Source organism: Sphingobacterium sp. UT-1RO-CII-1, assembly GCF_026711005.1.
Lineage (GTDB): Bacteria > Bacteroidota > Bacteroidia > Sphingobacteriales > Sphingobacteriaceae > Sphingobacterium.
In genome coordinates, this window is the sequence record NZ_JAPPVJ010000001.1 from 380,123 (window position 1) to 403,917 (window position 23,795).

At 37.5% G+C, this 23,795-nt stretch carries 23 protein-coding genes; 22 read left to right on the forward strand and 1 reads right to left on the reverse strand.

The window, feature by feature from the left end:
* Nucleotide 1 precedes the first annotated feature (1 nt).
* The 18 genes from ORI89_RS01520 to ORI89_RS01605 all read left to right on the forward strand — a co-directional run bounded on the left by ORI89_RS01520 (nt 2) and on the right by ORI89_RS01605 (nt 18,581).
* Nucleotides 2-1,528: a transglutaminase-like domain-containing protein gene (locus ORI89_RS01520; protein ID WP_268228657.1), complete on the forward strand. Its 1,527-nt coding sequence runs from the start codon at nt 2-4 to the stop codon at nt 1,526-1,528.
* Between the two features lie 281 nt (nt 1,529-1,809).
* Nucleotides 1,810-2,595 carry an SAM hydrolase/SAM-dependent halogenase family protein gene (locus ORI89_RS01525; protein ID WP_268228658.1) on the forward strand — a complete coding sequence of 262 codons (786 nt, stop codon included), beginning with the start codon at nt 1,810-1,812 and terminating at the stop codon, nt 2,593-2,595.
* A 37-nt stretch (nt 2,596-2,632) separates the two neighbouring features.
* Nucleotides 2,633-3,184 (forward strand): hypothetical protein, encoded by a 552-nt coding sequence (locus ORI89_RS01530; protein ID WP_268228659.1) that lies wholly within the window; start codon nt 2,633-2,635, stop codon nt 3,182-3,184.
* 62 nt (nt 3,185-3,246) lie between these two features.
* Entirely contained in the window at nt 3,247-5,088 is a 1,842-nt protein-coding gene (locus ORI89_RS01535) for an ABC transporter ATP-binding protein (protein WP_268228660.1), read from the forward strand.
* A gap of 227 nt (nt 5,089-5,315) precedes the next feature.
* Nucleotides 5,316-5,651, forward strand: coding sequence for a hypothetical protein (locus ORI89_RS01540; RefSeq protein ID WP_268228661.1), 336 nt, complete (start codon nt 5,316-5,318; stop codon nt 5,649-5,651).
* Nucleotides 5,652-5,755: 104 nt separating this feature from the next.
* Entirely contained in the window at nt 5,756-6,415 is a 660-nt protein-coding gene (locus tag ORI89_RS01545; RefSeq protein WP_268228662.1) for a heme exporter protein CcmB, read from the forward strand.
* A gap of 18 nt (nt 6,416-6,433) precedes the next feature.
* Entirely contained in the window at nt 6,434-7,099 is a 666-nt protein-coding gene (gene ccsA, locus ORI89_RS01550) for a cytochrome c biogenesis protein (RefSeq protein ID WP_268228663.1), read from the forward strand.
* 7 nt (nt 7,100-7,106) lie between these two features.
* Nucleotides 7,107-7,310, forward strand: coding sequence for a CcmD family protein (locus tag ORI89_RS01555; RefSeq protein WP_326494298.1), 204 nt, complete (start codon nt 7,107-7,109; stop codon nt 7,308-7,310).
* A 47-nt stretch (nt 7,311-7,357) separates the two neighbouring features.
* Nucleotides 7,358-8,341, forward strand: a complete 984-nt coding sequence (locus ORI89_RS01560) for a beta-carotene 15,15'-monooxygenase (protein WP_268228664.1) — start codon at nt 7,358-7,360, stop codon at nt 8,339-8,341.
* A gap of 189 nt (nt 8,342-8,530) precedes the next feature.
* Nucleotides 8,531-9,859 carry a hypothetical protein gene (locus ORI89_RS01565; RefSeq protein WP_268228665.1) on the forward strand — a complete coding sequence of 443 codons (1,329 nt, stop codon included), beginning with the start codon at nt 8,531-8,533 and terminating at the stop codon, nt 9,857-9,859.
* 4 nt (nt 9,860-9,863) lie between these two features.
* Nucleotides 9,864-10,466 (forward strand): LPS export ABC transporter periplasmic protein LptC, encoded by a 603-nt coding sequence (lptC, locus tag ORI89_RS01570; RefSeq protein WP_268228666.1) that lies wholly within the window; start codon nt 9,864-9,866, stop codon nt 10,464-10,466.
* Between the two features lie 298 nt (nt 10,467-10,764).
* Entirely contained in the window at nt 10,765-12,864 is a 2,100-nt protein-coding gene (locus ORI89_RS01575) for a SurA N-terminal domain-containing protein (RefSeq protein ID WP_268228667.1), read from the forward strand.
* 60 nt (nt 12,865-12,924) lie between these two features.
* Nucleotides 12,925-13,440, forward strand: coding sequence for a DUF2480 family protein (locus ORI89_RS01580; protein WP_268228668.1), 516 nt, complete (start codon nt 12,925-12,927; stop codon nt 13,438-13,440).
* A gap of 137 nt (nt 13,441-13,577) precedes the next feature.
* Nucleotides 13,578-14,369 carry a DUF3108 domain-containing protein gene (locus ORI89_RS01585; RefSeq protein WP_268228669.1) on the forward strand — a complete coding sequence of 264 codons (792 nt, stop codon included), beginning with the start codon at nt 13,578-13,580 and terminating at the stop codon, nt 14,367-14,369.
* Nucleotides 14,370-14,375: 6 nt separating this feature from the next.
* On the forward strand, nt 14,376-14,939 hold the full coding sequence (locus tag ORI89_RS01590; RefSeq protein WP_268228670.1) for a DUF3109 family protein: 564 nt from the start codon (nt 14,376-14,378) through the stop codon (nt 14,937-14,939).
* A 156-nt stretch (nt 14,940-15,095) separates the two neighbouring features.
* Entirely contained in the window at nt 15,096-16,067 is a 972-nt protein-coding gene (locus ORI89_RS01595; RefSeq protein ID WP_268228671.1) for a polyprenyl synthetase family protein, read from the forward strand.
* A 15-nt stretch (nt 16,068-16,082) separates the two neighbouring features.
* Nucleotides 16,083-17,135, forward strand: coding sequence for a TerC/Alx family metal homeostasis membrane protein (locus ORI89_RS01600; RefSeq protein WP_268228672.1), 1,053 nt, complete (start codon nt 16,083-16,085; stop codon nt 17,133-17,135).
* A gap of 261 nt (nt 17,136-17,396) precedes the next feature.
* Entirely contained in the window at nt 17,397-18,581 is a 1,185-nt protein-coding gene (locus ORI89_RS01605) for an aminopeptidase C (protein ID WP_268228673.1), read from the forward strand.
* An 80-nt stretch (nt 18,582-18,661) separates the two neighbouring features.
* Here the strand turns inward: ORI89_RS01605 and ORI89_RS01610 are convergent, their stop codons facing one another.
* The gene (locus tag ORI89_RS01610) at nt 18,662-20,809 is read right to left on the reverse strand and encodes a prolyl oligopeptidase family serine peptidase (protein ID WP_268228674.1); all 2,148 of its coding nucleotides are present in this window, start codon (nt 20,807-20,809) and stop codon (nt 18,662-18,664) included.
* Nucleotides 20,810-20,907: 98 nt separating this feature from the next.
* Between ORI89_RS01610 and ORI89_RS01615 the strand changes: the two genes are divergently transcribed.
* The 4 genes from ORI89_RS01615 to prfA all read left to right on the forward strand — a co-directional run bounded on the left by ORI89_RS01615 (nt 20,908) and on the right by prfA (nt 23,739).
* On the forward strand, nt 20,908-21,651 hold the full coding sequence (locus ORI89_RS01615; protein WP_268228675.1) for a UDP-2,3-diacylglucosamine diphosphatase: 744 nt from the start codon (nt 20,908-20,910) through the stop codon (nt 21,649-21,651).
* Nucleotides 21,639-22,199: a Crp/Fnr family transcriptional regulator gene (locus ORI89_RS01620; protein ID WP_268228676.1), complete on the forward strand. Its 561-nt coding sequence runs from the start codon at nt 21,639-21,641 to the stop codon at nt 22,197-22,199. The genes ORI89_RS01615 and ORI89_RS01620 overlap by 13 nt, the downstream gene beginning before the upstream one ends.
* A gap of 56 nt (nt 22,200-22,255) precedes the next feature.
* Nucleotides 22,256-22,582, forward strand: coding sequence for a DMT family transporter (locus ORI89_RS01625; RefSeq protein ID WP_268228677.1), 327 nt, complete (start codon nt 22,256-22,258; stop codon nt 22,580-22,582).
* Nucleotides 22,583-22,665: 83 nt separating this feature from the next.
* Nucleotides 22,666-23,739: a peptide chain release factor 1 gene (prfA, locus tag ORI89_RS01630; protein WP_268228678.1), complete on the forward strand. Its 1,074-nt coding sequence runs from the start codon at nt 22,666-22,668 to the stop codon at nt 23,737-23,739.
* Nucleotides 23,740-23,795 lie beyond the last annotated feature (56 nt).

The following is a 23,795-nucleotide window of genomic DNA, read 5'->3' on the forward strand; positions in this document are numbered from 1 at the left end:
AATGATGTCGAATAATACTTTTTATAAAAAAATTACTAGGTTAAAAAAGTGCCTATTCATTATTTGCAGTATTGGTTTTATAAGCACAGGCTGTAAAAAACAAAATGAGGCAATCGATTGGAAATTTCTCTATGAGCATGATTATCCAGAAGAAGATAAACAGCTTGCCTATAAATTTATAGAGCAACTGGAAAACCAATTTTATAAAACATACTCATTAAAAAACGGACTTGTCAATGAAGATGGTGAGAAAATTGACATTGACTATTCAGATTTCGGCACTGATTCGAGTTTACTCCGCTATTTAAATAAAGAAAATCTTAATTTTTCTTCGACGCCCTATCAGGATAAAGATTTAATAACAGCTGCAGAAATCGCCCAAGAAATAAAGCACGCTTTACAACTGCGCAGAAGGTATACTTGGGCAAAGAAAGTACCTGAAGACCTATATATAAATTATGTGATGCCTTATAAAATAGACCATGAAATACCCCACAACTGGAGAACTTTCTTTTATCAAAAACAACAAAAAATGTTAGACTCTCTGGAGAAGACAAGTGATAATACAGTAGAAAATGCAGCTCAATTAATTGCTGATAACATTTACTCATGGTATTATTACGATGAAGGGCATATACCAAGAAGTCAATACCCTACCTTATCGGAAATTTTATTCTCGGACAAAGGTGATTGTTTTAGAATCTCACGGTTATTTGTTTACGCTATGCGAGCAGCAGGTATACCAGCAACAATAGACAACGTTCCTTATTGGGGAAGCAAAAATGGAAGCCATTCCGATTTTGTCAGCTTAGATTCTACAGGGCACCTACGGACAAATGTAACTACACTGCATAAAAACTTCCTTAGGAAAGCTGCAAAAGTGCTAAGAAGAACTGCTTTTTACCAAGGTAATTATTCAGAAAAATACGTCGCTTTGGGCGTAGAGAACGACCCAAACTTCCCTTCTTTTTTAAAAAACGACTTCTTCATTGATGTTACTGATCAACATACACTGGCGTACAACTTAAAATATGACTTACCTGACGCATACAAGAATGCACAATATGCCTATGTATGTGTATATAATTACGGCGAATGGAAACCTATCGATGTAGCTAAAAATGAAAAGGGAAGCCTGATATTTCCAAAAATGACTGCCAATATACTATACCGTATAGCAGTAGTAGAAAATGAAAAACTAAACGTTTTTTCAGAAGTTATTTATCAAGATGAAAACGGTAGAATCCAAAAAATAAAGCCCGATAAGAAAAACAAACAAAAAATAAACATAAACAAATACAATGATGGATCAGAGGCCTATGTTAGCCCAAATAGCTGGTATACGCTATATTATATAAAAAATGATGGCAATTGGGAAAAGCTGCATAGACAACAAAGTACGACAGATAGCCTTATTTTTCATGACGTCCCCTCAACAACACTATATAAGATTGTCAATGAATCAGAATTTAAGAACAACTTAGAAAGACCTTTTGAAATTGTTGAAAACAATATAATTTGGTGGTAATCAAGACGGACGACTTTATAGTTCTTTACTAGAGAAAACTTTCTTTTCAAGATACTGTACTGACAACGAAACAGATTCGAATTTTCCAGCCGCTTCTGAAAATTATTGTATTTTCTTTTGCTACCTTTGTATTCCCATTTTTTTCTACAGGTATTTACACTCACTTTCGTTAATGATAATCATTCTTTTATCTTAACCTAGTGAGCTGACTCTGACAACAACAAAAAAGGGGGGACATGAATATTTATCGTTTTTAGTATCTTTAGCAGGATACAGTTTCTATGGGAGTAATTACACTGACAACAGATTTAGGACACCGCGACTTTTACCAAGCAGCATTAAAAGGCAGCATCATCTCGCAATTGCCCAATGTTCGTATAGTCGACATTACGCATGAAATTCCCTCTTTTGACATTCAACGTGCTGCTGTAGTGCTTCGCAGTGCCTACCACTATTTCCCTAAAGGCACAGTACACCTCATCGGCATAGACACAGTTTTGCATGAAGGGGCGCACTACACGATGATGAAATTTGAAGAACACTATTTTGTAGGTGCAGATAACGGCATATTCAGCATTATATTGGGCGATAAAGAAGCTCAGGAACTCTACGAGATAGACATTATGCAAGATTTGCGGTACCTGCATTTCCCTTTGGCCGACATATTAACAAAAGCAGCATGCCATATCGCACGGGGGGGCGATCTTTCAGAAATTGGACAGCCCATAACAACTCCTTTAAAGAAAGTACTTGTACAACCATTGGTAGATGCCAACAGTATAAAAGGCCATGTCTCATACATTGACTCCTTTGGCAATGTCATCAGCAATATCAGTAAAGAACTGTTCGATGAAGTACAAAAAGGGCGTAGCTTTAGACTTCATTTCAAAAGAAACGAATCTATAAACCGTTTAAGCTGGCATTACAATGAAGTGCCAGAAGGCGAGAAACTCTGCCTATTCGGTATCAGCAATTTTCTAGAAATTGCAATCAATAAAGGGCATGCGAGCCGCTTATTGGGTTTACAGCAAGACGAATTTATCATGATAGAATTCATAGACGCTTAACACAAAAAGGCACTGTCTTTGCTGCATGGAGTATGCTATGCAGTTTTACAAACACACCCTATTTACAGCACTTCTACTTTTCATCTTCATGCCACAAAGCCGCAGTTGGACACAGGCTGATACTGCTCTAAACTCTCAAAACTATGAGCAACAGCGCAAGCGGGTCAATGAGCTACTTGAAAATAGAAAGAAACGATTTGGCGATTTTGAAATAAGCACCAAACAGAAGACCGGCATATTCGGAGTTTTTAAGACAAAGAAAGACATGCAGAAGTCGATCGATATCCTACGGGAAATCATTTTAGCCGATAACCGAATTTTGAATGAAACACGAAAACTACTTGACATTAAAGATTACGAAAGCGACCACAATGCGTCCTTAGCGTCAAGCTATGACACACAGATTACAGCCCACATGCGAACCATTGCCAAGTTGCGAGAAGAAAACGACAGATTACTAGCAGATACAACCTCCGAGCAGAAACAACTCACAAATAAACAAGCTCTTTTATACGGGTTAATCGCAGTAGTTGTACTCCAATTTTTAATTATCATAAGAATATATAAGCGTAGTGAGAAAAAAATGTGACGCAAGAGTGATAACCTTCAATAATTAATACCGTACTTTTGAATCTTTAACTTAAGTATTGAATGGCGAGAGCAAGATTGAATAGTGGTAACACACAGTCGGACGATTTACCAAAACCAAAGCTAAACAAGGATTTATTGAAAAAATCACTCCGGATTTTTTCCTACCTGAAGCCTTACCGAACAAAATTTATAATAGGTATGGTATGTTTGGTTTTGTCGAGTTTAAGCATGCTTACTTTTCCGGCACTGCTGGGGGCAATGATTGATGCAGCACAGGGAAGACAAACCTACGAGTGGCTGTCGCCTAACGTCATTACTATTGGCTCTATATCCTTATATATACTTCTATTTCAATCCATAGTCTCTTTCGGGAGAATTAGACTTTTTGTAGAAATTGCCGAAAAAACATTAGCAAACATTCGAAAAGAAACGTACTATAAACTAATAACACTACCTATAGAGTTTTTCGCCAACCGACGTGTAGGCGAGCTAAATAGCCGCATTTCATCAGATCTGGCTCAGATTCAGGACACCCTTACCTCAACACTAGCTGAGGTACTCCGCCAAACAATCAGTTTAGCCTTTGGTATCGTACTTTTAGTTTTTGTATCACCAAAACTAGCACTGATGAACCTATGCATATTGCCCGTGATCATCGTCACTGCTATGATTTTTGGTCGTTTCATACGCCGTCTTTCTAAACAAGCACAGGACGAACTGGCCGACTCCAATAGCATTGTACAAGAGACCTTACTCGGCATAAGCAATGTTAAAGCATTTGTCAATGAGTATCACGAAGCCACACGATACTCCAACAAATTAGATGCAGTAGTACGTATAGCTGTGAAAGGCGCTACATACAGAGGCTTCTTTGCATCGTTTATTATCTTCTGCATATTCGGCGCTGTTATCGTTGTAATATGGTATGGAGCTATGTTAGTAGCACGAGGCGAAATATCTGTTGGCGATTTAACAACCTATATTTTATACTCAATGTTCGTGGCCGGCTCTATGGGCAGTTTGCCCGAACTGTATGCGAATATACAGCGTTCGGTAGGCGCAAGCGAAAGGGTACTGGATCTGCTGGAAGAAGAAAACGAAGCAATCGTTATCTCAGAAGACAATAACACGATTACCAACACAATACAGGGTAATTTAAACTTTGAAAATGTTAGCTTCTCCTACCCTTCACGACCGGACATTATTACACTGAAAAACATCTCCTTTAATGTAAGAGCTGGAGAAAAAGTGGCTCTTGTTGGCCCCAGTGGCACCGGAAAATCTACAATCGCCTCGCTTATTCTTCAATTCTACAACCCAACCTCAGGCTCTATCACCTATGATGGCAAGCCAAATACGGCCTATTCTTTAACAGACATCCGTAACCAAGTGGCTATTGTACCACAAGATGTACTCCTGTTTGGTGGCACTATACGCGAAAATATTGGATACGGACGTCTAAATTCAGACGCAGAAGATATCATCGAGGCTGCCAAACGCGCCAATGCACATGATTTTATCATGTCTTTCCCGCAAGGATATGATACGCTAGTAGGTGAAAGAGGAGTAAAACTGTCCGGAGGGCAGCGTCAACGCATAGCCATTGCACGTGCATTACTGAAAGATCCAGCCATATTAATATTAGATGAAGCAACCTCTTCATTGGATTCAGAATCAGAAAGACTAGTGCAGCTAGCCCTAGAAGAGTTAATGAAAAACAGAACATCCATCATCATTGCACACAGATTAAGTACAATTAAAGATGCCGACCAAATCATTGTCATAGAAAACGGCGAAGTTTCCGATATCGGCAACCACGTGGAACTTATGGCGAAAAACAACGGTCTATACCAGCACCTTTATGCGTTACAATCTGCACAAAAAACAACAACCGAGACATAATATAATAAAATACTCCATGCTTTTCTTCCTGTCTGTAAGCAACACAGGAAGAAAAGCGCTATATACCCAACAACTTCTCTCTCTAAAAAAATCAGCTCCTTTCCTTACCATTTATAAACAGATTATCTTGCTGTCGCTGAATTTTCATAAACAATAAAAGAATATAAAACTTTTTTTTACGTATATTGTTGTAGATAATAGTTGTATAAGATTTAAAACAAATGGATATGGAAAACAAAAATGGATTAGTAGCCTTTGCATTATTAGGACTAGCAATTGGAACAGCTGCCTATTATTTGTTAGGTACTGAAGATGGGAAACGTCAATTAGAACGGGCAAATGAAGGCGTTAAAAGTTTGACAAAATCAATCAAAGAAACTTCAAAAAAAGAGGCAAAAAAAGCTGCAAAATTGGCAAAGTCAGCAAAAGAAGATTTTGACAAAATGAAAGGGAAAGCAGTGGAACAAGCAGAAAAGTTAGCTGATAAAGCAAGTAGTGCGGTTTCACAGGCTTCACAAAGAGCAGAAAAAGCCATTTCTGATGCAAAATCAGAGCTTGGATAACACACCCAACGTGTACAATTTCTTTAAGAACTGACGCATAAATTTCTTTTATATGCAAAACCTTTGCATTGCACATAAAAGGAATTTATGTAAGTTTGTTCGGCATGAACTTATTACAACAGGTAAAGACACTCGTTTATAAAGATATTGTACTGGAATGGCGGTCAAAATATGCCATAAACGGCATATTACTATACGTTGTGTCCACAGTGTTTGTTTGCTATCAGGCGTTCAAATCTGTAGACACACTCGTTTGGAATGCTTTATTTTGGATCATTCTCTTATTTGCAAGCATTAATGCCATAAGCAGAAGCTTTGTTCAGGAAAGCCCATACCGCCAACTTTACTACTATACCATAGCCAACCCGAAGGCAGTAATCTTAGCCAAAATTATCTATAACACATTAGTGATGATATTGCTCTCTATCATTGCTTTTACAAGCTATTCCATAACTTTCAATACCCCAATCGGTGACCCTACACTTTATCTTGTAGCAGTCTTACTCGGAAGTATGAGCTTTGCCTCCGTTTTTACAATGGTGTCGGGTATAAGTGCCAAAACTGGCAACAATAGCACCATAATGGCTGTATTAAGCTTTCCGGTTATCATCCCATTATTAATTGTATTAATTAAATTGTCACAAAATGCAATGAATGGATTAGATAGGGCAATAAGTACTGGAGAAATACTCGTTCTGCTGGCAATTAATGTGATTACTATTGCCATATCTTTGTTGTTATTTCCTTACCTTTGGCGAGATTAATATATTTATTTTTCAAACATGAGAAAATCTTGGTGGAAAATTTTAGCACTCATTTTAGTGGGTGGAACAATCGTTGCCGGACTATTAGGACCTGTCCCCTCACTCTTTCTACTACATGAAACCATACGTAACGTATATTTCCACGTCCCCATGTGGGCAAGTATGGTCATTTTATATTTTATTTCAGTAATATATAGTATAAAATACTTAGGCTCGGGCAAAACAGAGCATGACCTCATAGCCGTAGAAGCAGTAAATACAGGAATTATGTTCTGCTTTATGGGCCTGCTTACAGGTATGCTTTGGGCTAATATTACCTGGGGAGAACCATGGCCCAATGACCCTAAGTTGAACGGCTCAGCAATAGCAACACTAATGTACCTCGCCTATCTTGTACTGAGAAATGCGCTCGAAGAAGAACAAAAAAGAGCAAAAATATCAGCCATATACAATATTTTCGCATTCCCGATTATGATTGTCTTAATCTATATCTTACCAAAACTAACAGATTCATTGCACCCGGGAAGTGGTGGAAACGGAACCTTTGGCGACCTGGACATGAATAACAACATGCGACCTATATTTTATTCGGCAGTAATAGGATGGACACTAATAGGTGTATGGATAGCTACATTACGCTACAGACTACGATTAATTGAGAACAAAAAAAATCAAATAGATTAGAAAATTGATGATGAAAAAAACAATAATTTCCTTCGCTTTACTACTGATTAACATCAGCCTATTTGCTCAAGATAAATTTGAAATGGCAACCGAGTTAAGAAGCTCTGGTAAAATATACGTGGTGGTATTGGTCTTGTTGACCATTTTTGCAATATTAGGCGTTTACCTTTTCTTATTGGATAGAAAAATAAAAAAACTGGAGGAAAAATAATTGCTTGACAAAAGCTTCTATAAAGTTCTTTTACCAAGTATAGCTACATGATTATAAACCAACACCGTAAATTTACACCTATAAATATTTTATGGGTGTCGGTTATAAGTTTGTTTTTATGTATAGGCATGTTCATAAACTTACCCGAAGACATCACGCCTATCCTTTTTGAACCCGCTATACATAACCTCATAGGTCTCGAAATCGGCGCTAGATTAAACCCAGTATCAAATATCACAGTAACACTGATATTGACACTTCTACAAGCTTTTTTTCTCAACCGCATTATTTCACGATTTATATTCTTAGGAAAGCCCAACTTTTTGGGAGCCCTGATGTTTATTACACTAGTTAGTTTATTTCCTTCATTCCTAGTATTGTCACCACCGTTAATATGTAGCTTTCTAGCGATATGGATGTTGGAGAAAATTTTCAGCATTTACAAACAAGCTGACATTAAAGCCCTGATGTTTGACTTAGGAATGATTGTGGCTCTAGGGAGTCTAATATACTTTCCCTTCATGAGTATGATATTGCTCGTATGGTTTGGATTGATCATCTATAGACCGTTTAACTGGCGAGAATGGGCAAGCTCTATACTGGGTTTTTCAACTATTTACTTCCTGCTTGGAGTTGTATATTTCTGGCTGGATAGAACCCCTGAATTTATTAAAATATTCGCCCCTCTTAGTTACGCATTCCCAACCGAACTATCGTTAAACTCTTATGACTACATAGTCGTAATACCGATAGTTATCACATTGCTTTTTTTTCTTTTTGTTTTAAAAGACCATTTTTATAAAAGTATCGTACACCTTAGAAAGTCAATCCAGTTATTGTTCTTTATGATTTTATTAACATTTGGGTCTTTTTACCTAAGTGATCATATTACAATAAACCATTTTCTACTCTGTATACCTGCTGTTTCCATCTATATGGCTTTTTATTACACCAATTCAAAGTCAAAATGGGTGTATGAAACCTTATATCTGATTACACTCATTACGATAGTATACTTTCAACTGGTTTAATCAACTATACAACAGATGGTTAACCTTTTTTAACAAATAGAACTAAAGGAATAATTAAAAATTAGATAGTTTTGTAACAAATTTTTAGAAAGTAATCATTTTAATAAACGTCCAACGGATAGCATAAACTGTAGCTAATAGCCTAAAGTCATGAGTGATCTGAGCTTAGTTGATTAAAATGTAACACGTATGTATATGTATAGACATTCAATAGGAAAGTTTACCCAAATAACAATAAAACTACTTTTAGTTGTTAGTATCTTTAATATCCCCACTGCTTTCGCTCAGAAATCGACTTCGCATTCACCCTATTCCCAATTTGGGCTTGGCCAGATGCGAGAAGATTTATTACCACAAACCCGCGCAATGGGTGGAATAGCCACAGGTGTACGCTACTTGAATGGTCTACCTATACTAAATATAGCTAACCCAGCCTCATTATCTTCATTGAATAGAACTGTGCTAGAAGCCGGATTTTATGGAAACATGACGCAGCTATCAAAAAACAATGCAAGTGATAATACGGCTGACTTCGCTTTCGGACACATCGCAGTAGGTATTCCTCTGGATAAAGTTGGTGGACTAGCTTTTGGATTGATGCCTTATTCTGATGTAGGTTATTCCGCTGCCGCAAACCAATCTATTGACAGCTTAAAATATAAAGCATTACAGCTTGGTGAAGGTGGTTTGAATAAAGCCTTCTTTGGCTATGGGGTATCACCAATAAAAGGTCTAAGCGTAGGTGCTAATGTCGGCTTTCTATTCGGAAACTTATACGATATCACCCGTGTAGAATTTCCTAATAACTTAGGAGCATACTATACCGAAAATAAAGAACGTAGAAACATACGTGGCGTCACTTTTGATTATGGTGTTCAATATAGTAAATCCATCAGCCGTAGATATAACCTAACAGTTGGCTACTCTGGCTCATTAGATAATCAGATTACGGCAAAAGGAAGTCGAATGATTACTATATTTGAACCAGGCTTTGAAAAAGATTATGAAGCGCCACCGCTAGACACAACCGAAAACAACATTTTAGGACGCCGTAAAATCAATCTACCTTTAAAACATAATGTAGGCTTTACCTTATCGAAAGGATTTAACTGGATGATAGGCGCTGACTTCAAATATGCCGATTGGTCTAAATACCAAGTACGCCAAGGTGAAAATCAATTGGACAAAAGCTACTGTTTTGCTGTTGGTGGACAGGTCAAGCCTGACCCCACCTCATATCGTTACCTTAACCAAGTAGATTACCGTTTAGGGTTTCGCTATGAAAAAACACCTATCACCTATCAAAACCAACGTATAAACGATATGGCTATCAGTATAGGTTTAGGCTTACCCCTACCTGAAACAAACTTCGGACGCACATTTTCTCAGGTGAATATTTCAGCAGAATTTGGACAGCGGGGCACCCTATCTAACAACCTAGTTAGAGAAAGATACATTAATATCAATCTCGGCTTTACTATTAATGATACCTGGTTCATACGTCGAAGCTTAGAATAATAATATGCCTAGTATCTTCACCCGTCATAAATCAAAGGTTTTACTGCTACCGCTAATATTATTATTAACAGTAGTTAGTATTTCCTGTGAAAACGATCTGCGGGATGTAGCCAAAGTGGCAAACATACAAGAAGAAGAACAGGTCAATATATCAAACGATGTGATTATTACTTACAGCGACTCTGCAGTAGTAAAAGCAGAATTGACAAGCCCCGAAATGCGGGAATACCCAGATAGCATAGGCCTTTTAGAATTTCAAAAAGGGTTAGTGATACTTTTATTTGATGAAGAAGGAAAACAAACTCAAAAGGTAGTCGCTGACTATGGCGTACAACGCATAAATACAAACCTCACTGAGCTGCGAAAAAATGTCGTTGTTACAACCCCAGATGGAGGAATTATCAAAACAGAAGAGCTTTTCTACGACCAGGACAAAAATATCTATTACAATACCGTCCCCATTTCCTTTGACTTTAAAGACGGAAGGGGCTCTTTTCATGCGACCTCTTTTATATCGGATGCAGGTTTCAAAAAGATAGATGGTCAAAACGCAACAGCAGTTTACATCCCATCGGGAGACAGCCAGTTTCCTACTTTCGGTAATTAAAATATAGTTCAGCAACGTCAAACCATCACAACATTCGACCACTAAAAACATATGCGGAAGCGTTAAGCTTGTCGGTCTTATCAGCAAATAATAAAGCTAAAAAGATCAGATTATTCTGCATATTCGAAGAAAAACAGCTTATATACATGCTAATAATTAAAATTAGTTAACAAGAGCTTTGTTTTTTTATACTTTTTTTTCATAAAAGTTGTATCTTGCGCCTTGTTTTTAATAATGGTCAATTAATAACTAACAAGACATTTACAATATATAATACAGTATACAAATTATGGGACTAATGAGCTATTTGCGAAACCGTGCCGGAGTGGTAGTAACCATCATCGGTTTAGCAATTGTTGCGTTTTTATTAGGGGATATCATTAACTATGGTACTCCGTTCTGGATGAAAAGTCAAAATCAGGTTGGTAACATCAACGGTGAAAGCATCGACTATCAATTATTTAATGCGAATGTCGAGCAAACAACAGCGATGTATCAACAACAGATGGGAGGAGCTGCCTCACCACAAATCAGAACATACGCTGTACAACAAGTATGGAACCAGTTTATATCGCAGGAACTTTTAAAACAAGAAATCGATAAAATCGGCCTTAGCGTAAGCAAAGATGAGTTAAACTCATTAGTAACTGGATCAAACCCATCACAGCAAATCGTACAGGCATTCACAAACCCCGAAACAGGAACTTTCGATAGAAGCCAACTTAATAACTTTATTTCACAAGTTTCTTCGCAAGGAACAGCGGAAATGAAGCAGCAATGGGAAATGTTGTTAGAAAACATCCGTCGCGAAAGATTAAACCAGAAATATACAAATTTAGTAAGCAATAGCATATATGTGACTTCTCTTGAAGCAAACGAAGACTACATACAGCGTAACAAGTTAGCAAACTTCAAATACGTAATGCTAGATTACTCATCTATCAAAGATTCGGAAATCAACTTATCAGATGCAGATTACAAAGCATATTATGATGCACATAAAAACGGGTTCAAAAACCCTGAAGAGTCTCGTTCTATCGAGTATGTAGTATTTGATGCTAGTCCTACAGCAAACGATACAGCTGCGACCAGATCAACAATTGATCAATTGAAAGCTGAACTAACAACATCGACAACAGACTCCTTGTTTGCAGCTATCAACTCAGACAACCAATACCCATATACATACCTTCGTAAAGGACAAGTGAGCCCAGCATTAGACTCGGTAATTTTCAATGTCCCTGTAGGCACAACTGTGGGCCCATTCTTATCAAACGGTGTATACGAAATTGCGAAAGTAACAGATGCCAAATTTAGCCCAGACTCTGTTAAAGCATCACATATCTTATTAAATACAACTGCTGAAGGTGGTGTTGATAAAGCTACTGCCAAAGCAGACTCCATCAAATCATTGATTAATAAAGGTGAAAGTTTTGCTGGACTAGCTATTCAGTTCAGTGAAGATCAAGGCAGCAAAGTAAATGGCGGCGAATTAGGTACATTCCCTAGAGGACAAATGGTACCTGAATTTGATGAGGCTGTATTCTCAGCAAAAACAGGAGATGTTGTCATTGTAAATAGCCGTTTCGGAACACATATCGTCAAAATTGAAAAACAAATAGGTAATTCAAAAATTGTAAAAGCAGCTATTGTGGATAAAACCATCAATAGTGGAAAAGCAACAACTGATGCCGTATATGCAAAAGCAAGTAATTTCTTCGCTGAAGCCAACAGTAAAAACTTTGCTGAAACAGCGACAAAACAAAGCTTAAAATTAGAGCATATAGAGCGTGCTGTAGCCATGGATAATAATTTCAATGGCACAGACGTACCTCGAGACTTAGTACGTTGGGCTTTCGAAGCAAAACAAGGTGAAGTAGCTGATAAAATATTCGAATCAGACCAGCATTATATCGTAGCGCGCGTAGTAAACGTACAGCCTAAAGGACTTTTATCCTTAGACGCTGTTAAAAAACAAATAGAGCCACAGGTAAGAAATGAAGTAAAAGCTAAAATGTTAACAGAAAAGCTTAACAACGCGTTAAATGGCAGCTCTTCTATTGACCAAGTGGCACAGAAGCTAAGTAAAAATGCAGTTGAAGCAGAAAACGTTGTTTTAGCAAACCCTGTATTACCAGGTGTAGCACTAGAACCAGCGGTAATAGGCACAGCATTTGGGTTACAGCCAAACAAACTATCAAAAGCAGTTAAAGGCTCACAAGGTGTTTACGCTGTTCAGGTTAACGGTTTTGTTAACCCAGCAGAGTTAGTTGGCAGCGACCTCAATGAACAGAGAAAACAACTACAAACTACAAAAACACAAAGAGCTTGGTCTTCAGTATTCCAAGCCCTACAAAATAATGCATCTATAGATGACAACCGTGTGAGGTTCTATTAAAATTATTTCATTAACTTTATAGCCGGGCAACTATGCCCGGCTTTTTTCATTTTAATAGATATGGACATCCAAGAAAACATAGTCAACAAGGTTGCTCAAAGTGGTTTAATAACAATAGACCTAGCAGATTATGCTCCAAAAAAGGATATTGCTATATACGACATTAAGGATAATCTATTTCATGGATTACTCCTGAAAGAAAAAGACTTTAGAGCTTTCATTAAAGAACATGATTGGTCGCAGTACCAAGGCAAACACATCGGAATAATTTGTTCTACTGATGCTATCGTGCCCGTATGGGCTTATATGCTGCTAGCAAACAAACTAGAACCGTATGCCGAATCTGTGCATTTCGGAAATGAAGAGCAAGTACGCAACTTCATATTTAATGAAGCACTTAATACAATTGATTACAGTCAGTTTCAGGATGAAAGAATAGTCGTAAAAGGCTGTGGAGATATTTTTATCCCCGAATCAGCATTTGTAAAGTTCACAACAGCATTAAGTAAAGTAAGCAAAACGATCATGTATGGTGAACCCTGCTCTACTGTTCCGATTTTTAAACGTAAAAACTAAACTTCAAACAGCTTTTTTTGTTAATAGTAAAAGATAATCTTGTCTCCTCAGTAGAAAGTTAACAAGTACCTTGTACAATAGGTATAATAAAGGTAAGAGAGTGTAGGAACAAAGGGCAAGAAGTAATTTTTAAATATATGAGAATACTTTACTTACTTGTATTATTTGTCCTTGGAGCATTTTCATATGCAAATAGCCAAAATTTACCTTATCTAGCAGAGCCAACCTTCAAACACGGTGAGAAGCTGACTTACAAGCTACGATATGGAATAGTTTCGGCAGCAACAGGCACATTAGAGGTTAAAAACTCAGAATTGAGGTTTAGCAACCCAAATGCCTTCCATCTATCGGCATTCGGACAAACATCAGGTGCTTTTTCAGTATTTTATAAAGTGCGAAACCAATATGACTCCTATATAGACGGAAAAACCTACTTACCATATTTGTATACGGAAAATATACAAGAAGGTAATTATAGAAGAGAAGAATACGCAGTGTTCGACCATAAGAACAAAAGTGTCACAGCACGTAAGGGAACTTTTAAAAGTCCAATTACACAGTTTTTTGATTTACTCTCTGCCTACTATTTCTCCCGAAATTTAGACCTATCTTCGCTAAAAATCGGAGATAGCTTTAAAATGACTTACTTTCTGAATGATGAAGTAGAGCAGCTCGGCATAAAATATGTAGGTACAGAAAAAATAAAAACCTCATTAGGAACGCTAGACTGTATAAAGCTAAGCCCGGAGATTAAACCCGGACGAATCTTTAAGAAAAACAGTCAGTTGTTTCTCTGGGTCACGAATGACGGCAACCGTATACCGGTAAAAGCCCAAGTGGAAATATTGATCGGATCCATAACCATGGAGCTAGTGAGCGCAAGTGGTTTAAAACATGAATTAGGAAAACGAGTTAGTTATTCAAAATAAAATTAAATGATAGAAGTAGGAAGTGTTTTAGTGCATGAAGAAATTATAAACAACGACTTCGTGTGCAATCTCACCAAGTGTAAAGGAATCTGTTGTGTAGAGGGTGATGCAGGTGCACCTCTAAATGTCAAAGAAACGGAGAAACTAAAGGAGATTTACCCAAAAATAGTTCACCATATGACAGAAAGAGGTATACGTGCAATAGAAGAGCAAGGTACACATGTCGTTGATATGGACGGCGACCTAACCACAACCTGTGTTGACGGCAACAAAGAATGCGCTTACGTAACATGGGAAAACGGGATTACAAAGTGCGCTATCGAAAAAGCATATGAACTCGGAGAAATTGATTGGAAAAAACCTATTTCTTGCCATCTGTACCCTATCCGAACAACACGCTATCCAGAGTTTGATGTACTGCATTATGACCGTTGGCACATTTGTCACGATGCCTGTACTTTTGGAAAAGAATTATCAGTTCCGGTTTATAAATTCTTAAAAGAGCCTTTGATACGTGAATATGGTGAAGATTGGTATAAAGAATTAGAATTAGCTGTAGCTGCTTTATAATCTATTTCTTATATTTATTGCAAATTTTATTTTTGAACCGTATCAAACGAACATGCATCTAAGCTATATTATAATTACAGGCTTTGTAGCGCAGTGCATCAGTTATTGTTCATCGGTTTTCACGCTTAAAAAAACATGGTGATTTAGCCATTTTTCATGCTAAAATTAAAAGATATACAAACTCCCATAGCAAAAGAGCTTGAACTATTTGAGATTCGATTCAAAGAATCAATGCAGAGTTCTGTCCCCTTGTTAAATCGGATTACACAATACTTAATTAAACAGAAGGGAAAACAAATGCGACCTATGTTTGTCTTCCTTTCTGCAGGCTTATGCGGCTCAATAAATGACTCGACATACCGTGGAGCGTCTTTAGTCGAATTATTACACACAGCTTCGCTTGTACACGACGATGTCGTAGATAATGCGAATGAAAGACGTGGGATATTCTCTATTAATGCATTATGGAAAAACAAGGTAGCTGTTTTAGTTGGAGACTATCTATTATCACAGGGACTTTTATTGTCTGTTAAGAACAATGAACATGCTCTTTTAAAAATAGTTTCTGAAGCAGTCGAACAAATGAGCGAGGGCGAATTGCTACAGATAGAAAAAGCTCGAAAACTAGACATAGAAGAACATGTTTATTTTGAGATTATCCGAAAAAAGACAGCATCGCTTATTGCATCTTGCTGCGCTTCAGGAGCACTATCCGCAGGAACAGACGCCGAATCAGTGGAACAGCTCCGAACATTTGGAGAGAAAGTTGGTATAGCTTTTCAAATAAAAGACGACCTATTTGATTTCGGACTTGATGATGTAGGAAAACCCGTAGGCAACGACATTAAAGAAAAGAAAATGACACTCCCTTTAATCTATGCCTTAAAAAACACATCCACATCGGAAAAAAGAAGAATCATTAATTTGGTCCGCAACCATAATGAAAACAAAGAGAAGGTACAGGAAGTTATAAACTTTGTAAGAGCAAGTGGTGGCATGGAATATGCCCAAACAAAAATGCTACAGTATCAACAAGAAGCCTTTGATATATTGGAGAAGTTCCCATCCAACGTTTATCGTCAGGGATTAGAACAATTAGTAAGGTTTACAACCGAAAGAAAAAAATAATACATTAAATTATATATGAGTCACGAATTTTATTTTTTTGCAGGGTTTATTGTTTTTATTATCCTAATGCTAGCAGTAGACCTAGGGTTATTTTCTAAAGGTGACAAAGTTGTTTCTTTAAAAACAGCTGCAATTATGAGCACCATATGGGTGCTTTTTGCATTGGGTTTTGCGCTAATTCTATACATCTGGGGGAATGAACTGCATAACGTACATGATTTTGTACAACTACAGGCAGTAATTGATAAGCACTTCCACAATATCTCGATTAATCCAGCAGATTTGGCCGCCAGTATACAGACCTATAATACCAACTTAGCTGTAGAGTATTTGACTGGTTATGTTGTTGAATATGCTTTATCTATAGACAATATCTTTGTCATGGTTCTATTATTCTCCTCTTTTGGCATACCTGAAAAATATTATCATAAAGTTTTAGTATGGGGTATATTAGGAGCAATTATTCTACGTTGTATCTTTATTTTCATAGGAGCAGCTTTAATTACTAAGTTCGGCTGGATTCTTTATCTTTTCGGAGCATTCTTAGTATACACAGGCTTTATGATGTATGTAAATCGTCATAAAGAAGAAGATGTAGATCCGCAGAATCATCCGATCGTTAAATTCACCTCAAAATATTTTAAAGTAACACCAAACTTAGATAGCGGACGCTTTTTTCATGTAGAAAATGGAGTGAGGTATATGACTCCTTTATTCTTAGTTTTGCTGGTTATCGAATTTAGCGATTTAATCTTTGCCGTAGATTCTATTCCCGCAATTTTCTCTGTCACGAAGGACCCATATATCGTCTTTTTCTCTAATATATTCGCAATATTGGGGCTCCGTTCTATGTTCTTCCTACTTGTAAATATCATACATAAGTTTCATTACTTAAAAGTAGGACTAGCATTCCTTCTTATTTTTATCGGAATCAAAATGTTAGCACATGGTTGGTTAGAACAAATTGGCTTCAAAACCGTACACTCACTGATCATCATAGTTTCTATACTAGTCGTCAGTGTGGTGGCATCTTTAATATTTCCTAAAAAAGAAAACCTTTCGGCTTAAAATTAACAAGCATAATTAAAATTAAAAAGCGCAGTTAGATAATTTACTAACTGCGCTTTTTAATTTTAAAATAGCCTCTACCACTCTTATATGTTAGCTTTTTTACAGTGATAAATAGGTATCCTATATTTAAAAATTTAAATTCGTAAAATTTTAAATATAGGATATACTCCTGTTTCCTTAAATACAAATACACATGAGTATTCCATATGAGAGGTAAAAAAGAGATTTAAAAAGTAAAACACGAATAACTATTTATATATGAATTGGAACAAATCAATACTTCTTGCTGCTTCCGTTTTTCTATTTACAGCGCAAACGCAAGCACAAGACAATTTAATTAACGCTTTAAAAGGCAACGTCAGCGATAATAGTAAAGAAGGCTTCAAGTTTACAGAAATCATCAATTTAGGCAACACTTCTATCAAAGACCAGGGCTCCACCGGAACCTGTTGGTCCTATTCAGGAAACTCATTCCTAGAGTCAGAGATGATGAGAATGGGCAAAAACCCCGTTGAAATATCCTCCATCTATACGGCACGTAATACCTACCTCGAAAAAGCAAAAAACTTTGTACGCTTACACGGATCACAAGCCCAAGGAGAAGGTGGTCAGTTACATGACGTATTAACTATTTTTAGAAAATATGGAGCTGTACCTGCTGAAGTTTATACAGGCTTACAGGAAGGACAGACGCGTAATAACTTTGGCGAAATGACACCTATTCTCCATGGAATGGCTGAAAATGTGGCTAAAAGTAAAAAACCAAGTAAAAACTGGACCAAAGCTTTCACATCAGTTATGGACGCTTATTTAGGTGAGGCACCTAGCACTTTCCAATACCAAGGAAAAACGTATACACCTCGTTCTTTCGCAGATGATGTCATAGGCATCAACCCCGACGATTATATCGGTATCTCTTCCTTTGAGGAGCACCCATACTATAAGCCTTTTGTTCTGCTAATACCAGACAACTGGTCTTTCGAAAGTTTCTACAATGTACAAATTAATGAACTGACAGATATTATTGACAACGCTTTAGAAAGTGGCTACACCGTAGCCTGGGCAACTGATGTTTCAGAAAAAAGCTTTAGTTGGAAAAACGGAGTTGCTTTTGTCCCGGAAAAACCGTTCGAACAAATGTCACGCGAAGAACAGGAAACATTATTTGTCGGCCCTAAACCAGAAGCTAAAATAACGGCTCAGCAACGCCAAGAAGCTTATGACAATTATAGCACCACTGATGATCATGGCATGCACATCGTTGGCCTGGTCAAAGACCAAAATGGCAAAGAGTACTATATAGTAAAAAATTCTTGGGGAGAATCAAACGATTATAAAGGCTATATGTATGCCTCAAAAGAGTTTGTACGCTACAAAACAATATCTATAATGCTACACAAGAAAGCATTATCCAAAAACATGGAAAAAAAACTTAGCCTGTAAAGGTCGAAAACAACATTTAATAAAATAGGGCGAGATACTTATCTCGCCCTATTTTATTAAATACTCTTCTAAAAAGAGTACTACTTGATCACTTTATAAGCTACGCCCATATTCTGCAGCATAAATGCCCATTTATCGGTTTGCTCTGCAATGACCATACTGGTCGACTTACCGGCTCCATGCCCTGCATTCGTATCAATACGGATCAACACCGGATTGTCCCCTTTATGCATTTCTTGCAAACGTGCCGCAAACTTAAAGGAATGGGCAGGTACCACCCTATCATCATGATCCGCTGTTGTAACCATAGTTGCCGGATAATTAGTCCCCTCTTTCAGCGCATGATAAGGCGAATATTTATACAAATATGCAAACATCTCTTGACTGTCATCTGCAGTACCATAGTCGTAAGCCCAACCGGCTCCTGCCGTAAATTTATGATAACGCAACATATCCAACACCCCTACAGCCGGAAAGGCAACCTTAAACAAATCGGGCTTTTGTGTCATACAAGCACCGACTAGAAGTCCGCCGTTAGAACCTCCTGCAATAGCAAGCCTTTCAGACGAGGTGTATTTTTCACTAATCAAATACTCCGCTGCTGCAATAAAATCATCAAAAACATTCTGTTTACTCATTTTCGTACCAGCCAGATGCCAGTTTTCACCATACTCTCCCCCTCCTCTTAAATTAGCCACAGCATACACCCCACCTTGTTCTAACAGAATGATATTGCTCGTAGAAAATGAAGGCGTTAAACTGATATTAAAACCACCATAGCCATACAGCATAGTCGGATTAGTACCGTCCAGAACTATACCTTTCTTATACGTAATAATCATTGGAATCTTTGTTCCATCTTTCGACGTATAAAACACCTGCTTCGATTCATACTTAGTTGGATCAAAATCCATGGCCGAATTTTTATAAACTTCTGACTCCCCAGTGTTTATAGCATACTTATAAATAGTACCCGGGTTTACATAATTCGTGAAAGTATAATAAAGATCTGTAGCAGAAGATTTACCACTAAAACCAGCAATTGTTCCTACACCCGGCAACTCTACTTCTCTTTCCAATTTACCAGTACGATCATACTGCTTCACTAATGATGTTGCATCTTTCAAATAATTTGCAAATATTTTTCCTCCAGCCGTAGATGGCGACAATACCTGCTCCGTTTCTGCAATCAAATTCACCCAATTTTCAGCTTTAGGATTACTAAAGTCCGTCGTAACAACTCGTCCATTGGGCGCATCCAATTCCGTATATATAAACAACTTCGTTCCATCACTATCCACAACGTAATGATTTTTATCCATGTTACCCACTACTGTCACGAATCCTGCATCAGGGGTAGATAAATCTTTTATATATAACTCATTACCAGAAGTTGCATTCGCTGCTGTAACGACCAAAAAGCGTTCATCATCTGTCAAACTAGCGCCTACATATCTCCGCGGAGTAGCCGAGCCGCCAAAGATCAATTTATCTGTAGATTGAGCTGTGTTCAACTCGTGAAAGTACAACTTATGCTGATCCGTCATGGCTGATAAAGCAGAGCCAGCTGTCGGTTTATCATAACTGCTGTAGAATATTCCTTCATTCCCCTTCCACGCTAATCCGGAAAACTTCACGTCAATCAACGTATCACCTATCACTGTTTTATCAGCAGCTTTCATAATAATAACCTTCCGCCAATCTGAACCTCCTTCAGATATTTGATAAGCAACCAACGACCCATCCTTACTGAAAGATAAGCCTGCTAAAGATGTTGTTCCGTCATCCGAAAATTTGTTAGGATCCAAAAACACTTCTTCCGCTCCCTCAGCTCCCTTTTTACGATACAGAACATACTGATTTTGCAAACCATCGTTTTTGTAGTAATACGTATAATCACCTTCCTGAAAAGGCGCTGTCTCTTTCTCGTAGTTCCACAGACTTTCTAAACGCGTACGAATTTCTTCCCGAAAAGGAATCTGCTGCAGATAATCCTGCGTAACCTCATTTTGTGCAACCACCCAATTCTTGGTCTTCTCAGACAGATCGTCTTCCAGCCAACGATATGGATCGCTTACAGTTTCTCCAAAATAATCATCCTTCTGATCAATTTTCTCAGTCTCCGGGTACGGTTTTAACACCATGTCTTTTTTTGTTTCAATTTTATCTTCCTGACTACAAGCCACCACGCTTATAGCCAACAAGATCACTCCTAGTTTCTTATTCATAATCTAACCTTTAATCTAACAAATCTAGCGAATTCTTTTTAAGCCCTAAGTACACCTTGTATATGTTTTATTATTTATCTAGCTTTGAACACAGCAGCATGAAAAATAAAATATATTTTGCTTCAGACTTCCATCTGGGCGTATTACCCAAATCAAACTCAAGAGAGAGGGAACAACTCCTTGTTTCTTGGCTAGATAGCATTAAGCACGATGCCAAAGAGTTGTTTTTAGTAGGTGATATATTTGATTTTTGGTTTGAATACAGTACAGTCGTCCCCAAAGGATATATTCGCTTTCTAGGTAAGCTAGCCGAGCTATCCGATGCCGGCACAAAAATAATACTCTTCAAAGGCAATCATGACATGTGGATGTTCGGTTATTTCAAAGAAGAACTGAACGCAACAATCATAGACAATGAATTAAAAATAAACCGCGATGGAAAGTCCTTTTACATACATCACGGAGATGGCTTGGGCCCGGGAGATACAAAATATAAAATACTAAAAAACTTTTTTCGCAGTCGACTTTGCCAGTGGTTATTCGCACGTCTCCACCCCAACCTAGGAATCGGAATAGCACAGAAATGGTCCAAACAAAGCAGAGCTGCAAATAATGCTGAAGAACAATTTCTGGGCGAAGAAAAGGAGTGGTTAATTCTCTACGCAAAAGATCTATTAAAAGTAGAACAATATGATTATTTCATATTTGGCCACCGTCACCTCCCTTACCAAGTTCAACTTACAAACAATACGCAGATCATTAATTTAGGCGAGTGGATTAATTATTACACCTATGCCGTATGGGATGGGGAAACATTAAGCTTAGAAAAATGGAAGCCCTAGATATTATTCAAGCAATAGGCCGTTTAAATACGGATGAACTAGACAAACTAGTAGCTCTTTTCGAGCCCATTCAATTTCAAAATAAAAAACTAATAATCGAAGCAGACAAGACAGCTCGGCACATCTACTTCTTAAAAGAAGGCGCGTGCCGAATTTATTACCATAAAGAAGAAAAAGAAGTCGTATTGGACTTCTGCTTCCCCGGAGATGTCCTAATGTCCCTAAACAGCTATATACACGGTACTCCTGGATACGAGACCATTGAAACGCTTGAAAAAACGACCTTATATAAAGTTGATATACACAAATTACAACACCTATTTGAGCAATCTATCGGTATCGCTAATTGGGGCAGAAAGTTAGCAGAACTACAAACATTAAAAATAGAATTCCGCCTGATGTCCAAACTCTTTAAAACAGCAGCGGAAAGCTATAATGAATTGCTCCTACGATCGCCAGAAATAGTTCAACGTATAAAACTCGGTTACATAGCATCTTACTTGGGTATCTCACAAGTGACATTAAGCAGAATAAGAGCAAAAATATAACCTCAGCACATTACAATTTATTTAACAACATATTAAAAATAAACTTTTCAGAAAGAATGAACTGGATTTTACTAATCATTGGAGGACTATTCGAAGTTCTTTTTACATTTTGTATAGGTAAAGCGAAAGATGCATCGGGAACAACTATGTACCTATGGTATGTTGGTTTTATACTTAGTGTCAGCATCAGTATGCTTTTACTCATCAAGGCAAGCCAAACCTTACCCCTTGGTACATCCTATGCAGTTTGGTCAGGAATAGGTGCTGTAGGAACAGTAATTTTGGGGATTTTTATTTTCAAAGAACCTGTTGATTTTTGGCGTATGTTTTTCATCTTTACGCTGATCGCCTCCATCATCGGTTTAAAATTTGTATCAAGCTAATACAAAATTCCTACTAGAAATACTGCAAAATTTAAGTACTTTTGTACTCTTTGGAAGCAAAAAAAGCTTCAAGACAAATCATTATGTTAGAAAAATTACAGGCTATAAAAGAACGTTGGCAAGAAGTGGAAGCTGAATTAAGCAACCCCGAAACCATCAACGATATGAAGCGATTTGCTAAATTAAATAAAGAATATAAAGATTTAGGCAAAATCGTAGACCAATACCATATTTATAAAAACATGGTAAGTAATATCGAAACCAATAAAGATATTCTTGCAAACGAAAAAGACCAAGAACTTCGTGAAATGGCTAAAGAAGAACTCGATATTCTATTAGTCGAAAAAGAAGAAAAGGAAGAGGAAGTTCGCTTAATGTTAATTCCAAAAGATCCTGAAGATGCAAAAAATGCAATTATAGAGATACGTGGAGGAGCAGGAGGTGATGAAGCAGCCTTATTTGCGGGAGACTTGTACAGAATGTATACGCGCTTTTTTGAAACTAAAGGTTGGCGTAACGAAGTAATGGATGTCACAGAAGGAACTTCAGGAGGCTATAAAGAGGTAATCCTAAAAGTAATAGGGGAAGACGTTTACGGACAATTAAAATATGAATCAGGAGTACACCGTGTACAACGTGTTCCTGACACAGAAACACAAGGCCGTGTACACACTTCTGCCGCTTCAGTAGCAGTATTACCAGAAGCAGAAGATGTAGACGTAGAGCTTAATCCAGGCGATGTGGAGATGCACACTTCAAGATCAGGAGGTGCAGGCGGACAGAACGTAAACAAAGTAGAAACTAAAGTTCAGCTTACACATAAACCAACAGGTATTGTTGTCGTATGTCAAGTAGAACGTTCGCAATTAGCAAACCGTGAATTAGCCATGGAAATGCTAAGAAACAAATTATACGAACTGGAAGTACAGAAAAAACACGGCGATATTGCAGCAAAACGTAAGACGATGGTCTCAACCGGCGACCGATCTGCAAAAGTTAGAACATATAACTACCCACAAGGGCGCGTAACCGAACACCGTATAGGATTAACACTTTACAACTTACCTTCCATCATGGATGGTGATATTCAGGAGATTATAGACGCACTACAATTTGCTGAAAATGCAGAAAAAATGAAAGCAGGAGCTTTAGAGTAGATATTTTAAAAAAAATGTAGCAGTATTAGAAATAAACGCTATATTTGCACACCTTC